Annotated in this window: 15 protein-coding genes; 3 read left to right on the top strand and 12 right to left on the bottom strand. The window is 49.8% G+C overall.

All coding sequences use genetic code 11. The annotated features are described in order from the left end of the window. The first annotated feature begins 65 nt into the window (after positions 1-65). Together cgtA and folA are read left to right on the top strand one after the other, a co-directional pair. On the top strand, positions 66-1,229 hold the full coding sequence (cgtA, locus tag ACXAGC_RS15415; protein ID WP_474845204.1) for an Obg family GTPase CgtA: 1,164 nt from the start codon (positions 66-68) through the stop codon (positions 1,227-1,229). Positions 1,230-1,251: 22 nt separating this feature from the next. Beyond that, positions 1,252-1,755, top strand: coding sequence for a type 3 dihydrofolate reductase (folA, locus tag ACXAGC_RS15410; protein WP_474845202.1), 504 nt, complete (start codon positions 1,252-1,254; stop codon positions 1,753-1,755). 97 nt (positions 1,756-1,852) lie between these two features. Here the strand turns inward: folA and rpoS are convergent, their stop codons facing one another. The 11 genes from rpoS to ACXAGC_RS15355 form a co-directional block, all read right to left on the bottom strand. Beyond that, on the bottom strand, positions 1,853-2,803 hold the full coding sequence (gene rpoS, locus ACXAGC_RS15405; RefSeq protein WP_474845368.1) for an RNA polymerase sigma factor RpoS: 951 nt from the start codon (positions 2,801-2,803) through the stop codon (positions 1,853-1,855). Positions 2,804-2,922: 119 nt separating this feature from the next. Continuing rightward, positions 2,923-3,783, bottom strand: a complete 861-nt coding sequence (locus tag ACXAGC_RS15400; RefSeq protein WP_474845366.1) for a peptidoglycan DD-metalloendopeptidase family protein — start codon at positions 3,781-3,783, stop codon at positions 2,923-2,925. Positions 3,784-3,801: 18 nt separating this feature from the next. After that, entirely contained in the window at positions 3,802-4,380 is a 579-nt protein-coding gene (locus tag ACXAGC_RS15395) for a YqaA family protein (protein ID WP_474845200.1), read from the bottom strand. Beyond that, entirely contained in the window at positions 4,377-5,012 is a 636-nt protein-coding gene (locus tag ACXAGC_RS15390; RefSeq protein WP_119499995.1) for a protein-L-isoaspartate(D-aspartate) O-methyltransferase, read from the bottom strand. The genes ACXAGC_RS15395 and ACXAGC_RS15390 overlap by 4 nt, the downstream gene beginning before the upstream one ends. 84 nt (positions 5,013-5,096) lie before the next feature. Further along, complete coding sequence (gene surE / locus ACXAGC_RS15385) at positions 5,097-5,846, bottom strand: 5'/3'-nucleotidase SurE (RefSeq protein ID WP_474845198.1); 750 nt, start codon at positions 5,844-5,846, stop codon at positions 5,097-5,099. Between the two features lie 39 nt (positions 5,847-5,885). After that, positions 5,886-6,956, bottom strand: a complete 1,071-nt coding sequence (truD, locus tag ACXAGC_RS15380) for a tRNA pseudouridine(13) synthase TruD (protein WP_474845196.1) — start codon at positions 6,954-6,956, stop codon at positions 5,886-5,888. A 1-nt stretch (position 6,957) separates the two neighbouring features. Then, on the bottom strand, positions 6,958-7,431 hold the full coding sequence (ispF, locus tag ACXAGC_RS15375; protein WP_474845194.1) for a 2-C-methyl-D-erythritol 2,4-cyclodiphosphate synthase: 474 nt from the start codon (positions 7,429-7,431) through the stop codon (positions 6,958-6,960). Positions 7,432-7,445: 14 nt separating this feature from the next. After that, on the bottom strand, positions 7,446-8,147 hold the full coding sequence (ispD, locus tag ACXAGC_RS15370; RefSeq protein ID WP_474845192.1) for a 2-C-methyl-D-erythritol 4-phosphate cytidylyltransferase: 702 nt from the start codon (positions 8,145-8,147) through the stop codon (positions 7,446-7,448). A gap of 3 nt (positions 8,148-8,150) precedes the next feature. After that, positions 8,151-8,441 (bottom strand): cell division protein FtsB, encoded by a 291-nt coding sequence (gene ftsB / locus ACXAGC_RS15365; protein WP_119503280.1) that lies wholly within the window; start codon positions 8,439-8,441, stop codon positions 8,151-8,153. A 56-nt stretch (positions 8,442-8,497) separates the two neighbouring features. After that, complete coding sequence (locus ACXAGC_RS15360) at positions 8,498-10,207, bottom strand: TIGR03545 family protein (RefSeq protein WP_474845190.1); 1,710 nt, start codon at positions 10,205-10,207, stop codon at positions 8,498-8,500. Positions 10,208-10,230: 23 nt separating this feature from the next. Then, entirely contained in the window at positions 10,231-11,862 is a 1,632-nt protein-coding gene (locus tag ACXAGC_RS15355) for a methyl-accepting chemotaxis protein (protein ID WP_474845188.1), read from the bottom strand. Positions 11,863-12,232: 370 nt separating this feature from the next. Here ACXAGC_RS15355 and putA point away from each other — a divergent pair, with 370 nt between their 5' ends. Next, entirely contained in the window at positions 12,233-16,033 is a 3,801-nt protein-coding gene (gene putA, locus ACXAGC_RS15350) for a bifunctional proline dehydrogenase/L-glutamate gamma-semialdehyde dehydrogenase PutA (protein WP_474845186.1), read from the top strand. 104 nt (positions 16,034-16,137) lie between these two features. On the opposite strand, the gene ACXAGC_RS15345 is transcribed toward putA, so the two are convergent. Beyond that, entirely contained in the window at positions 16,138-16,752 is a 615-nt protein-coding gene (locus tag ACXAGC_RS15345) for a TIGR04211 family SH3 domain-containing protein (RefSeq protein ID WP_474845184.1), read from the bottom strand. Between the last annotated feature and the right edge of the window lie 164 nt (positions 16,753-16,916).

Here is a 16,916-nt window from a genome sequence, read left to right as displayed (position 1 = left end):
TGATTGTCACAATGGTGTAAACTTAGCTTTCAAATACGGTAGTCGACAACGACTCGGAGTGACTAATGAAATTTGTTGATGAAGCTGAAATTCGTGTTGAAGCCGGCGACGGTGGTAACGGCACGGTTGGCTTTAGACGTGAAAAATATATCCCGAAAGGTGGTCCTGACGGCGGTGATGGTGGTGATGGCGGTTCTGTTTATCTGCAGGCCGATGAGAACCTGAACACCCTCATTGATTATCGCTTCGAGCGTTTCCACCGTGCTGAGCGTGGTCAGAATGGCCAGGGCGGAAACTGTACCGGCCGTGCAGGTGAAGATCTTACGGTAATGGTACCGGTTGGTACCCGTGCGACAGATGTGGAAACGGCAGAAGTGCTGGGCGATCTGACTAAGCACGGCCAGCGCCTGAAAGTCGCGCAGGGCGGTTTTCACGGTTTAGGTAATGCCCGCTTTAAAAGTAGCGTAAACCGTGCACCCAGACAGAAAACAAACGGTACGCCAGGTGAAATCCGCAATCTGAAGCTGGAGCTCATGCTGCTTGCCGATGTGGGCCTGCTCGGTATGCCGAATGCCGGTAAATCTACCTTCATCCGCTCTGTGTCTGCTGCTAAACCTAAAGTCGCCGATTACCCCTTTACCACACTGGTACCTAACCTGGGGGTTGTCAGACAGGATTCACAACGTAGTTTCGTTATTGCTGATATTCCCGGACTCATCGAGGGCGCGGCCGACGGTGCCGGTCTGGGTATCCGCTTCCTGAAGCACTTAGAGCGCTGCCGCGTATTGTTACACATGGTTGATCTGTTGCCGGCAGATCAGAGCGATCCCGCGGAAAACGCGAAGAAGATCATAGAAGAACTTGAAAAGTACAGTCCTAAGCTGGCAGCCAAGCCACGCTGGTTAGTGTTCAACAAAGTTGATCTGCTTCTCGAGGAAGAAGTGGAAGCGTTGTGTGAATCAATTAAAGAAAAGCTGGACTGGGATGGTCCTGTTTATCAAATTTCTGCTTTCCAGAAAATGAACACACAACAGCTTTGCCACGAAATCATGAATTACATTGAAACACTGCCTGCCGGCATCGACGAAGACGATGAGAAAGAGACGGTAGAGTTTAAGTGGGATAGTTACGATCGCGAGACCATGCAGGGCGATCTGGATGACGATCTCGATGACGATGATGACTGGGATGAAGACGACTACGACGTTGAAGTAGAATACCGTCGCTGATATCGCGTCTTAAGGAGTAGTGATGAAGATTGCGATGATTGCCGCCATGGCACACAACCGGGTTATCGGCGCTGACAATGATATGCCCTGGCACCTGCCGGCCGATTTGAAGCATTTCAAGGCGGTAACGTTAGGTAAGCCGGTGATCATGGGACGCAGAACCTGGGAGTCAATTGGCAGACCTTTACCTGGCAGACCCAATATCGTCATTACTTCTGCAGCAGCTTCAGATTTTCCTGACACGGTGACTGTGGTTACTAACGTCGACGAGGCACTCAGCGCTGCCAGTGAGATGGTCACGGAAGATGATGAAGTGATGGTGATTGGTGGCGGTAAGGTCTATGAAGCTTTTCTGCCTCAGGCAACCACTCTTTATCTGACACAAATAGCGTTAACTGTCGAAGGTGACACCTGTTTCCCTGATTACGATTCTCAGGGCGACTGGGTACGTTCAGATGTGGTTGAAAACCGTGCCGATGAGCATAATCCTTACGACTACACTTTCTTCACATTAACACGTAAATAGTCTTAAAATACATCAATCGGTATTTTATACAGTGCCGCCCGGTGCAACATACCGGGCAGAACGGCATAAACTGTATGGTCGGGTCAGACGGGTGAAATTACTCACCCATCTGATCGAACAGACTTTCCAGAGACAGTCCCTGATGACCCAGCATATCGCGCAGTCTGCGCAGTGCTTCTACCTGGATCTGACGGACTCGTTCCCGTGTAAGGCCAATTTCCGCACCCACATCTTCAAGGGTAGACGGTTCGTACCCTAATAAACCAAAACGACGTGCTAACACTTCCCGTTGTTTCGGATTTAACTCACCGAGCCATTTCACGATATTCGACTTCATATCGCTGTCCTGCAGGTTATCTTCCGGACCAAATTCATTATGGTCGGCAAGAATATCCAGCAGTGCCTTATCGTTTTCACCACCGATAGGTGTGTCCACCGATGTAATGCGCTCATTCAGGCGAAGCATACGGCTGACTTCGTCAACAGGCTTATCAAGCTCTGTAGCTATTTCTTCTGCAGTAGGCTCGTGGTCGAGCTTCTGTGAGAGCTCACGTGCACAACGCAGATAAACATTTAATTCTTTGACTACGTGAATCGGTAAACGAATCGTGCGGGTTTGATTCATGATCGCCCGTTCGATCGTCTGACGAATCCACCAGGTCGCATACGTAGAGAAACGGAAACCACGTTCAGGATCAAATTTCTCAACTGCACGGATAAGACCCAGGTTACCTTCTTCAATCAGGTCAAGTAATGCCAGACCGCGATTGTTGTAGCGACGGGCAATTTTCACAACCAGACGAAGATTAGATACAATCATACGCTTACGGGAGGCCTCACAGCCTTTCAGTGCGCGACGTGCAAAATAAACTTCTTCTTCTGCGGTAAGTAGGGGTGAGAAGCCAATTTCTCCCAGGTACAACTGGGTGGCATCCAGGTTTTTCGGTAAGTCCTCCTGAACAAATACTGCATCATCCTCAGTATCATCCAGATCATTGTTAATTGCTTCACCAGCTTTCATATCAACTGGCATGTCCATCTCGTTCAACTCATCCCGAGACTTTGATTCGATTACAGCGGCTTTTGTTTGACCCACGACTGCATCTCCTGCGTTGTTGGTTACCCTGCGATGTTCTCCTCAAATTTTCTTATTATTTATTGTTATTATTATCTTTCTGGCAGATACCTTAGGGGGTCTAACGACTTGCCCCGGTATCTCACTTCAAAATGAAGCTTGACCGAATCTGTTCCACTATCTCCCGTTGTCGCAATTTGTTGCCCTGCGGCGACCCATTGCTGCTCCTCTACAAGGAGCTTGTCGTTGTGTGCATAAGCACTCAACAGGGCATCGGTATGTTTAATAATTACCAGGTTACCGTACCCACGTAATGCACTGCCTGCGTAAACCACTTTGCCTTCCGCAGCGGCCAGAACTGGTGCGCCTCTTTGTGCGCTGAAATCCAACCCTTTGTTGCCCGATTCCGCATTACTGAATGTTAACGCTATGTTACCTTTACTGGGCCAAACCCATTTTGACACCCTTTCGGGGAAATCCCTTCTGGCTGAATCTTTGACACCTTTCGTCAAAGGTTTGACACTAGTAACTTCTTGGTTGTTAACATTAATTTCACGACCACTGTACGCCTGTGGTTTATCCCGGTCAACACTCCTTTCGTCGTATATATCGCTGGTCGTACCAGTTTTTTCTTGAACTTTTGGCTTAGAAGTGTTCCCTGTCAACGCTGTCACAGATTGTGGGTATAAGCGTAAAGTTTGACCCGGGTAAATATCGTAAGGTGCTGATAAAGAATTGTATTTAGCAAGATCTCTATAGTCATTTCCGGTAAACCAGGCGATAGCGAACAACGTATCACCCTTTTTTACCAGATAAGTTTTACTTTCTGACCCTTTTTCAGAATATTCAGTCTGACTATTGAGTAAAGTCACCGGTGCAGGGGCTGTTCTGCCACTGCAACCCGTCAAAAAAATGGCGAAAATGCAGGCGATTGAAGCATTTGTTGCTCGCATTTTGCCCATTAATCTACCTTAGTGGAGTAAAAAGTACGCAAGAACGGCCAGTCCGATTGTTAACCAACCGAGTATTTCCACGTATTCACGGAGTTTAGCTTCCATGGCTGCACCACCCCATTTCATGAGACCGGCAACCAGAAAGAAGCGGGCTCCACGACCTATTGCAGACGCTACAATAAAAGGTACCAGAGCCATATTAAGAACACCGGCACTGATGGTGAAAACTTTATATGGTATAGGAGAGAAGCCGGCGAGGAAGACAACCCATACGCCATAGGTTTCAAACCAGTCGACAGTGGTTTGCAGTTTTTCTTCGTAACCCGCAGAGATAATAAGTGGTTCCAGCCACGCCTCAAAAGTGAAAAATCCCAGTGCATAGCCGGCAATGCCGCCGAGCACGGATGCAATAGTGGTCAGGGCAGCAAATAACCATGCACGGTTGGGCTGTGACATGGACATTGGCGCCAGCATTACGTCCGGTGGTATGGGGAAAAACATAGATTCTGCGAAACTCAGTCCCGCAAGATAGCGATTAGCATGCTTGTGACGGGCCCATCGCAACGCCAGGTCATAGCATGGTTGAAAAATTTTCACTGAAGCTCTCCTGCAACCAGTGGTACAAAACGCACAGCTTCAATGGTCTCTGTTTTAAGCTCACCATCAATTCTGTCTACACATAACAAATTTTGCTGTTCGCTGCCTACCGGAATAATCAAACGGCCACCTTCTTCAAGCTGGTCGCAGAGATCCTGTGGCAGGCTGCTCGCTGCGGCGGTAACCAGAATGGCATCATACGGGCCTTTACTGGGCCAGCCTTTCCAGCCATCGCCATGTTTCATGGAAATATTGTGCAGGTTGAGTTGATTCATCCGGCGCTTCGCTTGAAACTGCAACGACTTGATACGTTCAACACTGTAAACGTGACCAAAAAGTTGTGCGAGGATTGCGGTCTGGTAGCCTGAGCCGGTACCAATTTCCAGAATCTTCCTTGGACTGTTAGAGGCTTTCAGCAGCAACTCCGTCATCTTGGCGACAATATAGGGCTGAGAAATCGTTTGTCCCTGTCCTATGGGTAACGCTGTATTTTGATAAGCTTTGTGTTTGAGGGCATCGGGTAAAAATAATTCCCTTGGCGTGGATGCAATAGCGGTCAGTACTTTTTGATCCCGTACGCCCTCGCTGAACAAAAGCTCAGCGAGCATTTCACCTTTTTTCAATGTTCTCATTGCTGCAAATGATTTCCTGTTTTTCCCGTATCTTATTTCCGGCAGCCGGTTTGTGGTTAGCTGCCTTCACAGGATTTATTGTTATCAGAGTTTTTTATTCAGCCAGTCTTCCATGTTAGTGAGGCTGTGATGAGCTGTCATGTCCACGCTTAATGGTGTCACAGAGCAGTAACCGTTAGCGATGGCATGAAAATCTGTGTCAGGGCCGGCATCCTGTTCGGCTCCGGCCGGACCGTACCAGTAAATTTCCCGACCGAAAGCATCTTTGGCTTTTACCATGGCTTCGGCACGATGTCTGCGCCCCTGACGTGTCACTTTGATACCGGCGAGTGCATCGTATGGCACATCCGGCACATTTACGTTCAAAATTTGATTGGGGGGTAAAGGATGCGCCTGCAATTTGCGGATAATATCCAGCACCACACGGGCTGCGGTTTCAAAGTGTTTGCCTTCGTGGCTGGCCAGTGAAACGGCAATGGCCGGCAGACCCATGTACCGCCCTTCGGTTGCTGCTGCTACCGTGCCGGAGTAAATAACGTCGTCACCCAGATTTGCGCCATGGTTAATACCCGACACCACCAGCTCCGGGTCGTCGTCAAGGAAACAATTTACGCCCAGGTGAACACAGTCAGAGGGCGTGCCATTCACCGAATAAAAGCCGTTATCCAGTTGCTGAATGCGGAGCGGACTGTGCAGCGACAGCGCGTTGCTGGCACCGCTGCAATTGCGGTCCGGCGCGATCACGGTGACATCGTGCTCTGCGGCAAGTGTTTCGAATAAAACAGCAATGCCTTTGGCGAATACACTGTCGTCGTTACTTAAAAGAATACGCATGAAGGCTCCTGACGTTTTTTGTCCGGTAAGTCGCTTATACTAACTGCCGGCTGTTTCACCATTTGTGTCAACACAATCACGTAACACGGTAGTGGCATAACAACCGGACGGTAAGCTGAAAGAAACAATTACTGTATCACCGTTATGTTGCCATTCAAGTTGCGCCGGCCAGATTTTTATCGGTCTGCGTTCCTGTTTCAGGCCGGCTTCACTGAGATAACTGGTAACCTCAGGATATTTACCTGCTACAGCCAGTTCAAGCTCTGCCGCTTCACCGGTAACCGGTACATCACCTTTTCCCCACAGCGGCGCCGTGGGTGATAAATCTTTATCTTCGTAACGGGCTTGCAACCCGCTATCTTCACCGTTTTCAGTAAAATAGCTGTGAGACCCGCTGAGCATCAGTGCGTCACCACTTATTACATCATTCAGTTTACCAAGACGAATGCGCTCACTGATGACCTCATTAAACAGCCAGCTACGTAGGGCGGACAGTGCCATATTGCGTTTGTTGCGGTTGCGGATAGCTTCCCCGGCAATCATTTTTTCTGCCAGTTGCAGGTTACCGCCTTCCTGACGCTCGCCGGTCTCAGCGATCCGGACACTGCCAAAACGCTGCTCGCCGAAGTAATTGGGCACGCCGTTTCTGGCAGCCTGTTGCAGCGCCTCTGTCAGCGCAGTAACGTCGCTGACGGCACGCAGGGTAATGGTGAAATGGTTCCCTTTGAGCTGCCCGGTGCGTAATTTCCTATTGTGCCGTTCATGCTTAAGGATCTTTACGCCTTCAAGTTCCAGTCCTGAAAAGTCGAAATCCGGTTTTCCCGGAGCATGTAATCCGAACCACTGGCGGGTAACCGCGTATTTGTCTTTTCGTCCTGCGTAGGTCACATTCCGTAATGGCAAGCCGGTAAATTTAGCCAGTTGCTCAGCGACCCAGGCAGTATTGGCCAGCTTTTTTTCGACCCACAAAAATTGATGTTCACCGTCACCGCTGAAACTGTAGCCAAGATCTTCGGTGACAACGAAGTCTTCAGGATGCGTCTTGAGTGCGGCGGTGCAGACCGGAGGAGTATCACTGTACAGCCAGTGCTGAGTGCGTAACGTGCTCATGTTATTCAGCTCTGATCAGCACAACAGCGTGGGCTGCAATGCCTTCTTTGCGGCCGGTGAAGCCCAATTTTTCTGTTGTCGTGGCTTTTACGTTGATATCGTCAACAGCGCACCCGCAGTCACTGGCGAGAACTTCCAGCATAGTTTGTATGTGAGGAGCCATTTTCGGGGCCTGCGCAATAATAGTTATATCAGCATTGCTCAGCACATATCCCTTTTCTTTCAGTAACCCGACTACGTGCCGGAGCAGAAAACGGCTGTCCACACCAGACCATTCGTCATCAGTGTCCGGGAAGTGTTTACCAATATCTCCCATTGCAGCAGCGCCCAAAAGTGCATCACACAATGCATGAATTAATACATCGCCGTCAGAATGGGCCAGTAAGCCCTGCTCGTAATCTATGCTGACGCCGCCAATAACAATGGGGCCTTCACCACCAAATTTATGAACGTCGTAACCATGACCAATACGCATAGGTGCCTCTTAAATTATAAAGTTTGGGTTTGTTGCAGATAAAATGCTGCCAGCGGCATATCGGCAGGGCGTGTAATTTTGATATTTGCCGGATTACTGTCAATAAGGGCTACCTTGTGACCGGCCGCTTCCATGGCTGAGGCTTCATCGGTAACGGGAATATTCTTTTCCTGTGCCTGTATTAATGCCTGCCTGAGTTCGCCGGCACGAAACAGTTGGGGCGTCAGCGCATGCCATAGTTTTTCTCTGCATTCAGTGTGGGAAACAATATTGTTTTTACTCGCCATTTCCCGCTTCATCGTGTCTTTGACCGGCGTTGCCAGAATGCCGCCTGCCACGTCATCCCGTTCTCCGACCTGCAAAAGTGTGTCTATATCAGTCAGAGACACGCAGGGCCTCGCCGCATCGTGGACCAGGGCCCAGTCATTGTCGTTCAATTGTGAGAGGGCGGCGAATACCGAGTCTGCCCGTTCTGCACCACCATCAACCACAGTCAGCCAGGGAGCATTAGCCACCGGCAACTCCGGAAAGAAGGGATCGCCGGCACTGACCGCTACTACAATATGAGAAATTTTCGGATGGGCGTGCAACGCAGAAAGCGTATGCTCCAGAATGGTTTTTTCGCCGAGCCTGAGATATTGCTTAGGTCTGTCAGCTTGCATGCGGCTGCCGACACCTGCTGCCGGTACCACAGCAACTACAGAAGGATGAGACATGGACTATTCGTTATCCGCGGGAAGGATCCGGTAGAAGGTTTCGCCCTGCTTAATCAGGCCCAGCTCATTTCTGGCCCGCTCTTCAATAGACTCAAGGCCGATTTTTAAATCGCTGATATCAGCCTTAAGCAGATTGTTTCGCTGGGCAAGGTTGTCGTTCTGTAACGACTGTTGCTGAACTTCCTGTTTAAGCGCAAGGTAGTCTGGCAGTGAATTCTTACCGAACCACAAGCGGTACTGGAGTAATCCCAGCAACACTATCAGTACAACGGTAACCCACTTATCTTGCCACACGGCAAACACCTTAACGTTAAATAAATGACTATTATGCCTGTACTGGCCCGGCGGGTCTACTGACCAAGCTTGCTTTTAAGTTTGTCCAGCAGTTTATCCTTTTGCTTATCTATCACGCTGTTCAGCTGTGTTTTTAATAACCCTTCCAGTTCGCTGCTGTCTCCCTGCGCTGCTTTCAGCATGCTCTCCACACTCACCAGTTCGGTTTGTGTGTCTGACTGCAGGGCGCTGATCTTACTGTTGAGCTTATTCATGGCTTCGTCCAGCTTATCCTGTTGAGATGCCGTTAACTCTGTAAGTGCAGCCTGTGCCAGCTTATTATCGAGATCTGACTTTATACTGAAGCCGGGATCATTGAGTGTACCGGATAACGCCATTTGCAAATCCAGCGACGATAGCTGTTTCAGTGCATTGGCAATGGCGGTAGTGAGTTTATTGGTGCCGGCTGCTTCCATCGCCAGCCCGGCAAGATCGATATCGCTGCCGCCACTGAGCTGGTTATCTTTAACAGACATACTTCCGGTGGCACTCATCAGGGCTTTTTGTAAAGCGGCAGAGAGTTTCTCACTTTTGACCATGGGAATATCTGCCAGATTAATGCCAGATAGCGACCATTGCTGGAAGGCCTCAACCACGCCGTCGTCTATGCGGAACTGGCCTGACGACTCAAACTGCTTAAGTAAGGCACCGGCAGCAGAAATGGTGAAGGTAGTCGCATCACCGGCCACATCGTGCATGTTGGTGATGTTCTTCCATACGCTGCCAATGCTTTCATCCTGCCATTTCACTGACACTTCTGCGTCTTTAACCAGAATATAAGGTAAATCAGCAGGGGCCTCTTCTGCAGGTTGCGTATCGCCCTGTATCAGAGGCAACACAATTTCTACGGCAGACATGAGATACTGTGTATATTCCGCGGCTTTGTCGCCGAACACCATCTGCGTAACCTGTTGCATGGCGGCATCGTCGCCGGCGATAACATTTTTAATGAACTGGTAATCCTGCTGCGGGGCGTTCTTCAGGGCTTTGAGGCTGTCTGACAGGGCGGTTCTGGCATCCCCCGCTTTGTCAGTGAACTCCCGGATTCTGGTCCGGTCTGAGGTAATTTCCGCTTTCAGAGACTCAAGCTTTTCCTTTGCAGAAAGCAGGGTTTGAGGATCTTTATAATCTGTATTTTTCAGAGCCTCAATCTCTGATTTATAGAATGCGATTCGGGATTTGTCCGGCAGCGCCTTGTAGTTCGCTTTTAAATCTTCAGAGTAAGTGGTGTAAGCCTGTTGCGCCTGTTCCACCGCCGCAGTAGTTTTCAGCGGGGAGCGGGCCAGTAATTCATCCACCGTAGGTACAGCATCTTTGGCTTTTTGTTTCATTTCGTCAAAGGTCAGACTCTGAGTTGGCTGACGGTATACCGCGCCTGGCGTACTTCTGGGCTGATTGAACTGCACATCCAGCACAGACAGTTTATTCACAATGACCTGATCTGACAGCAAGGGCATCAATGCTATATCGCCGGAGGCTTTTCCTACCAACACCTGATTCCTTGCCGGAGTCGTGGCATCCGTCAGTTGCACATTTTCAAGGGTAAAAGTAGTGGGGTACAGCGAGTGATCGAAACTGCCGATGTTTACCTCAGCTCCGTAAGATTCCGACAACTGAGATTCCAGTACGGACTTGATGAGGGCATTGGCAAACAGCCAGTACGCCACCACCAGCAAAACGATAATGAAAACGGGATAGTAGCGTTTCTTTACCCTCAAACCTGACATGAATAACTCCTGGTTGGATGCGGTCAGTACTGGAATTTTCGCATAGCCTGACGCGCCTGCTCAACATGACCTGCCAGTGCAATACTGGTTTGTGTCATTTCTTCTACGTTACTCACAGTATGCCTTGCGGACTCAGAAAGTTCATTAATTCGCAGGTTTACTTCCTGTGCCGCGTCACTTTGCTGACCGGTAGCCTCCGCAATATGCCGGTTCTTAGCGGCGATGTCAGACATAATACTTAATAGAGTACGTAACGTTTCATCTGCCTGCCTGATATTTGCAACGGTGCTGTCTACAGCGGACTGGCTGGTTTTAACTGCGTTCACTGCGGCAGATGATCCACTTTGTAACTCCTGAATCATCTGCTGAATTTCATCAGTACTCTGACCGGTTCTGCTGGCGAGCGTACGTACTTCATCGGCCACCACTGCAAACCCGCGACCCTGTTCTCCGGCGCGGGCAGCCTCAATAGCCGCGTTCAGTGCCAGTAAATTAGTTTGTTCAGAAATACCCCGGATAACATCAAGCACGCTGCCAATCTTGTCGCTCTGCTGGGCAAGCTGGCTCACCGTATTCACCACTGATTCAATACTCTGGTTCAGCGACTGAATGTCTGTCACCGACTGTGTAACAGCCTGAATCCCTGCTTTTGCACTTTGCCCCGCCGACTCCGTAGAGTGGTCAGCCTCTGTAGCATGACGACTGACATCGCCAATATTCACGGTCATTTCTTCCATTGCAGAGGCAACCTGTATGGCATTGTGACTCTGCGTTTGTGCCTGACTTTCGCTAGACTGACGGATATCGGCTAACCGCGAACCTTCCTGGGCTACCTCTTCTATTGCACCATGGAGAGACTGCAGTGACTCCCTCACCTTCGCCACAAACGCATTGTAATGGCGGCTGAGTCTGGCTATTTCATCATTTCCGTCCTCAGGCAGTTCACGGGTTAAGTCACCCTGACCCTGGGAAATATCTTTCATCCGCTCAGTGGTTGCCCGTAGCGGAGTAATAATGCTCTGACCAATTAACCAGGCAAACAGAATAACTAGGATCAAACACACCACGCCCAGGCCGATAAACACATTGCGGATATGAGAAAACGCTGCGTCGAGACGGGTAAGATAAATGCCGGTGCCAACGGTCCACTGCCAGGGAGCGAAACGTTTTACGTAGGATATTTTATCCACGGCTTTTTCGGAATTAGGCAATGGCCAGACGTAGGGAACAAAGCCTTCATTCTCTGACTTCACCAGCCGTGCCATGGTGACGAAGAACTTATCGCCGTTAGCGTCTTTAAAATCCGTTAAATCCTGACCTTCAAGTGCCGGCTTGATGGGGTGCATGACCATGGCCGGCGTATCATCCTGGATCCACAAATAGTTACCGTCGTCATAGCGTATTGCTGCTATAACACCTTTGGCCTGCATTTGTGCTTCAGCGATGGTCATATCCCCGTTTTCTGACAACGTGGAAAAGTGTTCCAGTACCGAGTAAGCCGACTCAACGATGTGCTTCGTCTCTTCATAAGCCTTATCTTTTTGCGCTTCATAGTGTTGCTGCAACACTACCACTGTCATTAAAAGCAGCAGGCCTGCTACCAGCAGTACAAGAAAGGCTAACCGTTGAACAACGCTGAAATTTCGTAGCTTCATGCTATCTCATCCATTTGTTTATGAAGGGAGTGTAGGAAAGCTTTCGTCATTCCGCCATATGAAAAGCGGTGAATATCAGTAAGAAAGTTGTATTTTCCGCTGGCCTTTTTCCAGGCCCGTTCAGGGATGTACATCTTTTTATACAATTCGCGCCGGACGACAGAAAAGTCAGGACAGAGCGCCCCTTTTCCTTACCGGGGTTTGTGATAGCATGCCGCCGCTGAAAGCCGGTCGTGATCTTTACAGGTCAGGGAACATATTAATGATCAACAATCGACTTTACTTGCTATTTCAGCCCCTGAAGGGCATCGTGAGTGCAAGAATCAACCAGCAGGTAATGACAACACCATACAGATAAAGAAGGGTTTCAATGCTCACTAATGACAATCTCAATTCGCTGCCTTCTATTCGTCAGCGCATCCGCGACCACTACCGTATCGATGAATCCACCGCGATAGATCAAATTCTGCCTGTTGCCGAAGTCAATCCCAGAGCACGAAGCCGGGCCTGGGAGCGAGCACGTAAAATGGTGCTGCAAATCCGCCGGGAGCAGGAAAGTCATGGCGGCGTTGATGCTTTACTCAATGAATATTCGCTGTCTACCTCTGAAGGTGTGGTGTTGATGTGTCTGGCCGAAGCTCTGCTTCGTGTGCCGGATAAAGCCACTCAGGACGAGCTTATCCGTGACAAACTGTCAAAAGGTCAGTGGACTCCGCACCTGGGGAACTCAGATTCCATGTTCGTTAACGCATCGGCATGGGGTCTTCTGTTAACCGGCAACATGGTCAACTATGCGGACAAGCGTCGTAAAGAGCAGTTCGGCTTACTGAAACAGACCCTTGGTAGATTGGGTGAACCGGTTATCCGCCGTGCAATGAATATTGCTATGCGGGTTATGGGCCGTCAGTTTGTTATGGGTGAAACCATTGCTGATGCGGTAGAGCGGGCGAAAGAGAAAGAGAAGAAAGGTTACGTCTATTCTTACGACATGCTGGGCGAAGGTGCCCGCACCATGGAAGATGCAGATCGTTACTACGACGCTTACGTTAAGGCCATTAAAGAAATCGGCAAAGCGGCAGCAGGTCGCGGGCCCAAGCGTTCTCCCGGGATTTCTGTCAAGCTGTCGGCGATCCATCCCCGCTATGAATTTTTACATGCAGAACGGGTGATGGCGGAAATTCCGCCCAAGCTGAAAGCCCTGTGTATGATGGCGAAAGAGTACGACATTGGCCTCACCGTTGACGCTGAAGAAGCGGATCGTCTGGACATTTCTCTGGACGTCATCGAAACCGTATTCCGCGACCCGGACCTTGAGGGCTGGACAGGATTTGGTCTGGCAGTTCAGGCTTATCAGAAACGGGCTATTCATGTCATTGAGTGGTTACGCACGCTGACCCTGGAAGTGGGTCGCAGCTTGATGGTGCGACTGGTTAAAGGCGCTTACTGGGATACAGAAATTAAGATGACCCAGCAGGCTGGTGTGGACGGTTTCCCTGTATTTACACGAAAATCCTCGACTGACGTGTCTTATCATGCCTGTGCTAACCGTTTGCTGGATTATCGTGATTCGATTTACCCCCAGTTTGCTACCCATAATGCGTACAGCGCATCGGTGATCATTGAGCTGGCCGGTGATGACAAAGACGGGTTTGAGTTCCAGTGTCTTCACGGTATGGGCGACACCCTTTACGATCAGGTTGTGACGCAGGAAAAAATTCAGTGCCGCGTTTATGCGCCGGTGGGTGAGCATGAAGATCTGCTGGCTTACCTGGTTCGCCGCCTGCTGGAAAACGGGGCGAACTCATCTTTCGTTAACGCAATTGTTGATGATGAAAAGCCGGTTGAATCACTTCTGGAAGACCCGGTCGAGAAAACCCAGCGTCTTAAAACCCGTTACAACAAGCAAATCAGTGCCCCACGCGATCTTTACGCGCCGGAGCGTGACAACTCCCGCGGTCTTGACCTCACTGATGTTAACGCCGTGCACGCGCTTCAGCATGAACTGGCCCGCTGGAAAAATTATTATGTGGTAACTGACGGTAAATTACCGGAAGGGGCCACGGCAGTCCTGAACCCTGCCAACAAATCTGATGTGGTGGGTTTCCATCATTATGCAGAACAAAAACAGATGACAGAAGCGCTGGACAAAGCCCACAACGGTTTTGCGGCCTGGTCAAAACGTTCTGTGGAAGAACGGGCGGACATTCTTGAACGCACGGCTTTTGCCCTTGAGCGTCATATGGGCGAACTGATTGCCATTTGTATCCGTGAAGCAGGTAAAGTTACGCAGGACAGTATCGACGAAGTCCGTGAAGCTGTGGATTTCTGTCGTTATTATGCTGTCCGTGCCCGTGAGCTGGACGAGGATCAGCGTTTTGTTCCCCGTGGTGTTGTGCTGTGTATCAGCCCCTGGAACTTCCCGCTGGCGATTTTCTTAGGTCAGGTGGTGGCAGCTTTAGCGACCGGTAATACGGTGGTGGCGAAGCCTGCTGAACAAACCAGTATGATCGCTAAACGTGCGCTGGAAATTATGCACACAGTGGGTCTGCCGGAAGATGCTCTGCAACTGATTATTGCGCCCGGCAAGCATGTCGGCAGTACATTACTGCCTGATGAGCGCATTAAAGCGGTGATGTTCACCGGTTCAACCCAAACCGGTACGTTGATTTCCCAGTTACTGGCAGAGCGGGGCGGTGAGCAGGTTCCTCTGATTGCTGAAACCGGTGGTCAGAACTGTATGATTGTTGATTCAACGGCCTTACCTGAGCAGGTGGTGGATGATGTGGTTCATTCCGGCTTCCAGAGCGCCGGTCAGCGCTGTTCTGCATTGCGGGTGCTTTACGTTCAGGAAGACATTGCTGATGATTTAACTGACATGCTCATCGGCGCGATGAAGGAATTGAGTATCGGCGATCCGGCCCTTCTCAGTACTGACGTAGGTCCGGTGATTGACGAAAAAGCTTTCAACAGCCTGAAACAGCACGAAGAAGTGATGCAGGATAAAGGTAAGTTGCTTTATCAATGTGAGATCCCGGAAGGTTGCACTGACGGTTATTTCTTCCCGCCAACTCTTTACGAGATCAAGAGCATTGATGTGCTGGAGCGTGAGGTTTTCGGTCCGGTCATTCATATCGTCCGCTTTAAAGGTAAAGAGATCGGCGAAGTGGTGGACAAGATCAACAGCACCGGGTTTGGCCTGACAATGGGCATTCACTCCCGCATTGAAGAAAGGGCAAACGAACTGGCTGCCCGCAGCCGTGCCGGTAACGTTTATGTTAACCGCAATATGATCGGCGCCATTGTCGGCGTACAGCCATTCGGCGGACGGGGACTATCCGGTACCGGGCCTAAAGCCGGCGGTCCGAACTATCTGCGCCGTCTGATGCAGGAGCGTGCTACACCGAAGCCTTCTCAGGTCGACGATATCGATAATCTGGATGCTGCATTGTCCGGTGAGAAGCAGGACGCCGAAGCTGCAACCCGCCTGATGAATCAGGGTGTTAATGTTGAAGCGCAATGGCGACATACTCCGCTGAACGACCGTATTTCTATGGTGCGTCAGTTACTGGCAAAGCTTGCCAGAGTCGACATTGTTGATGAACTGGCAGATGACTTAAACCGCACCCTGGCAACCGCCCGTCAGCAACTGACAACGGTTGAACGCACATTGTCCAAACCCACACAGCTGCCGGGGCCGACTGGTGAGTCTAACAAGCTTTACCTTGAACCCCGTGGCGTACTGGTTTGTTTCGCCGATAAAGGCGTGACATTCGAATACTGGACGTTGTCTATCGTGACTGCACTGGCAACCGGTAACGTTGTGGTATCAGTAGTATCTGATCTATTTTATGAAGAAGCGCTGGAATTCCAGAAACACTTCAATAAAACCGGTGCCGCTGAGGGGGTATTCCAGGTAGCAAGATTAAGTCATTTAAACGACTTACTTATGCATGAACATCTGGCCGGTGTGGTGGTGGATTCTCACACTGAACGTACTGCTCAGATTGCGGCCATGTTATCTTCCCGCAAGGGCGCTATTCTGCCGGTCATCACCGCAGAATATAACGATAACCTGATCCAACGTTTACTTACTGAGAAAACCATCAGTATTGATACCACCGCATCCGGCGGTAATACTTCGCTGATGACGCTGGTGGAAGACGACGAGTAAGTCCTTAAGGTCTGTCGTAAACACCACAAAAAACCGGTCCCGCTTAAAAAACGGAACCGGTTTTTTTAACTTTAAATAAAATGGCGTTGCAGGTTATGTCCGGCTTACATCCATTCTTCGTTACGACGGCGCTTCTTCGGCAGGAAGGTAAGGATCACGCCAAGCAGTACGCCACCACCGGCAACAATACCGCCCCAGGTAAACCACTTGATCATTTCATCTTTACTCTGCTGTTCCAGCTTATTGGTAAGACGGGTAATCTGAGTTGTCTGATCGCCGGTTTCGTCCTGAAGTTGTTTCAGTTCCTGACGGGTCGCGTTCAGTTGCTGTTTCAGCCTTTCATTCTCTGACTGTAAACCCTGTACGCCGGCTTCGCTGTCGGCCAGACGCTGAGTCAGCAACGGAATTTTCTCGGCATAAGACATTTCATTACTGATAAAACGGGTTTCTACCCAGCCAGTGCGGCCTTCATTATCTTTTATCTGCGTAAACTCTGTCTCGTTATTTCTGTCCAGTACAGTAATGGGCGTTCCGGCGGCCACAGAGCCTAAAATCCGGTAGTTCCGGCCCGCACCCGTATGAAGAAATACGAAAAGATCGTCGCGGATATAATTTGAAGAAGAAGCTTCCAGCTGCAGAGATTCTTCAATGGAATCCTCCTGTGCGAAAACCTGGATTGAAAGACCAATTAATGCGATGGTCAGCCATTTTCGTAACATAGTGCGTCCGTAGTTGTTTTAAGAAACTGTGTGATGTTATTGGCTGCAAACCTGAAAGGCAAGCGTACCCGCCACATTGGACCGGCAACCCGGCTGACAGTTCACTACGTTTGCACATTTGTAAGGTGATCATCCGTTGCGAAAAGTATTATACGAAGGTATTG

The organism is Alteromonas sp. AWJ4_197 (assembly GCF_056160285.1).
This window is presented reverse-complemented; position numbering and strand designations above follow the sequence as displayed.

Coding starts and splice junctions, on each gene's coding strand:
- truD (WP_474845196.1), bottom strand. CDS start 6,956: ATGAGCACGTTACGCACTCAGCACTGGCTGTACAGTGATACTCCTCCG.
- ispF (WP_474845194.1), bottom strand. CDS start 7,431: ATGCGTATTGGTCATGGTTACGACGTTCATAAATTTGGTGGTGAAGGC.
- ACXAGC_RS15390 (WP_119499995.1), bottom strand. CDS start 5,012: ATGAGAACATTGAAAAAAGGTGAAATGCTCGCTGAGCTTTTGTTCAGC.
- ispD (WP_474845192.1), bottom strand. CDS start 8,147: ATGTCTCATCCTTCTGTAGTTGCTGTGGTACCGGCAGCAGGTGTCGGC.
- ACXAGC_RS15345 (WP_474845184.1), bottom strand. CDS start 16,752: ATGTTACGAAAATGGCTGACCATCGCATTAATTGGTCTTTCAATCCAG.
- surE (WP_474845198.1), bottom strand. CDS start 5,846: ATGCGTATTCTTTTAAGTAACGACGACAGTGTATTCGCCAAAGGCATT.
- ACXAGC_RS15400 (WP_474845366.1), bottom strand. CDS start 3,783: ATGCGAGCAACAAATGCTTCAATCGCCTGCATTTTCGCCATTTTTTTG.
- ACXAGC_RS15360 (WP_474845190.1), bottom strand. CDS start 10,207: ATGTCAGGTTTGAGGGTAAAGAAACGCTACTATCCCGTTTTCATTATC.
- cgtA (WP_474845204.1), top strand. CDS start 66: ATGAAATTTGTTGATGAAGCTGAAATTCGTGTTGAAGCCGGCGACGGT.
- ACXAGC_RS15355 (WP_474845188.1), bottom strand. CDS start 11,862: ATGAAGCTACGAAATTTCAGCGTTGTTCAACGGTTAGCCTTTCTTGTA.
- putA (WP_474845186.1), top strand. CDS start 12,233: ATGCTCACTAATGACAATCTCAATTCGCTGCCTTCTATTCGTCAGCGC.
- folA (WP_474845202.1), top strand. CDS start 1,252: ATGAAGATTGCGATGATTGCCGCCATGGCACACAACCGGGTTATCGGC.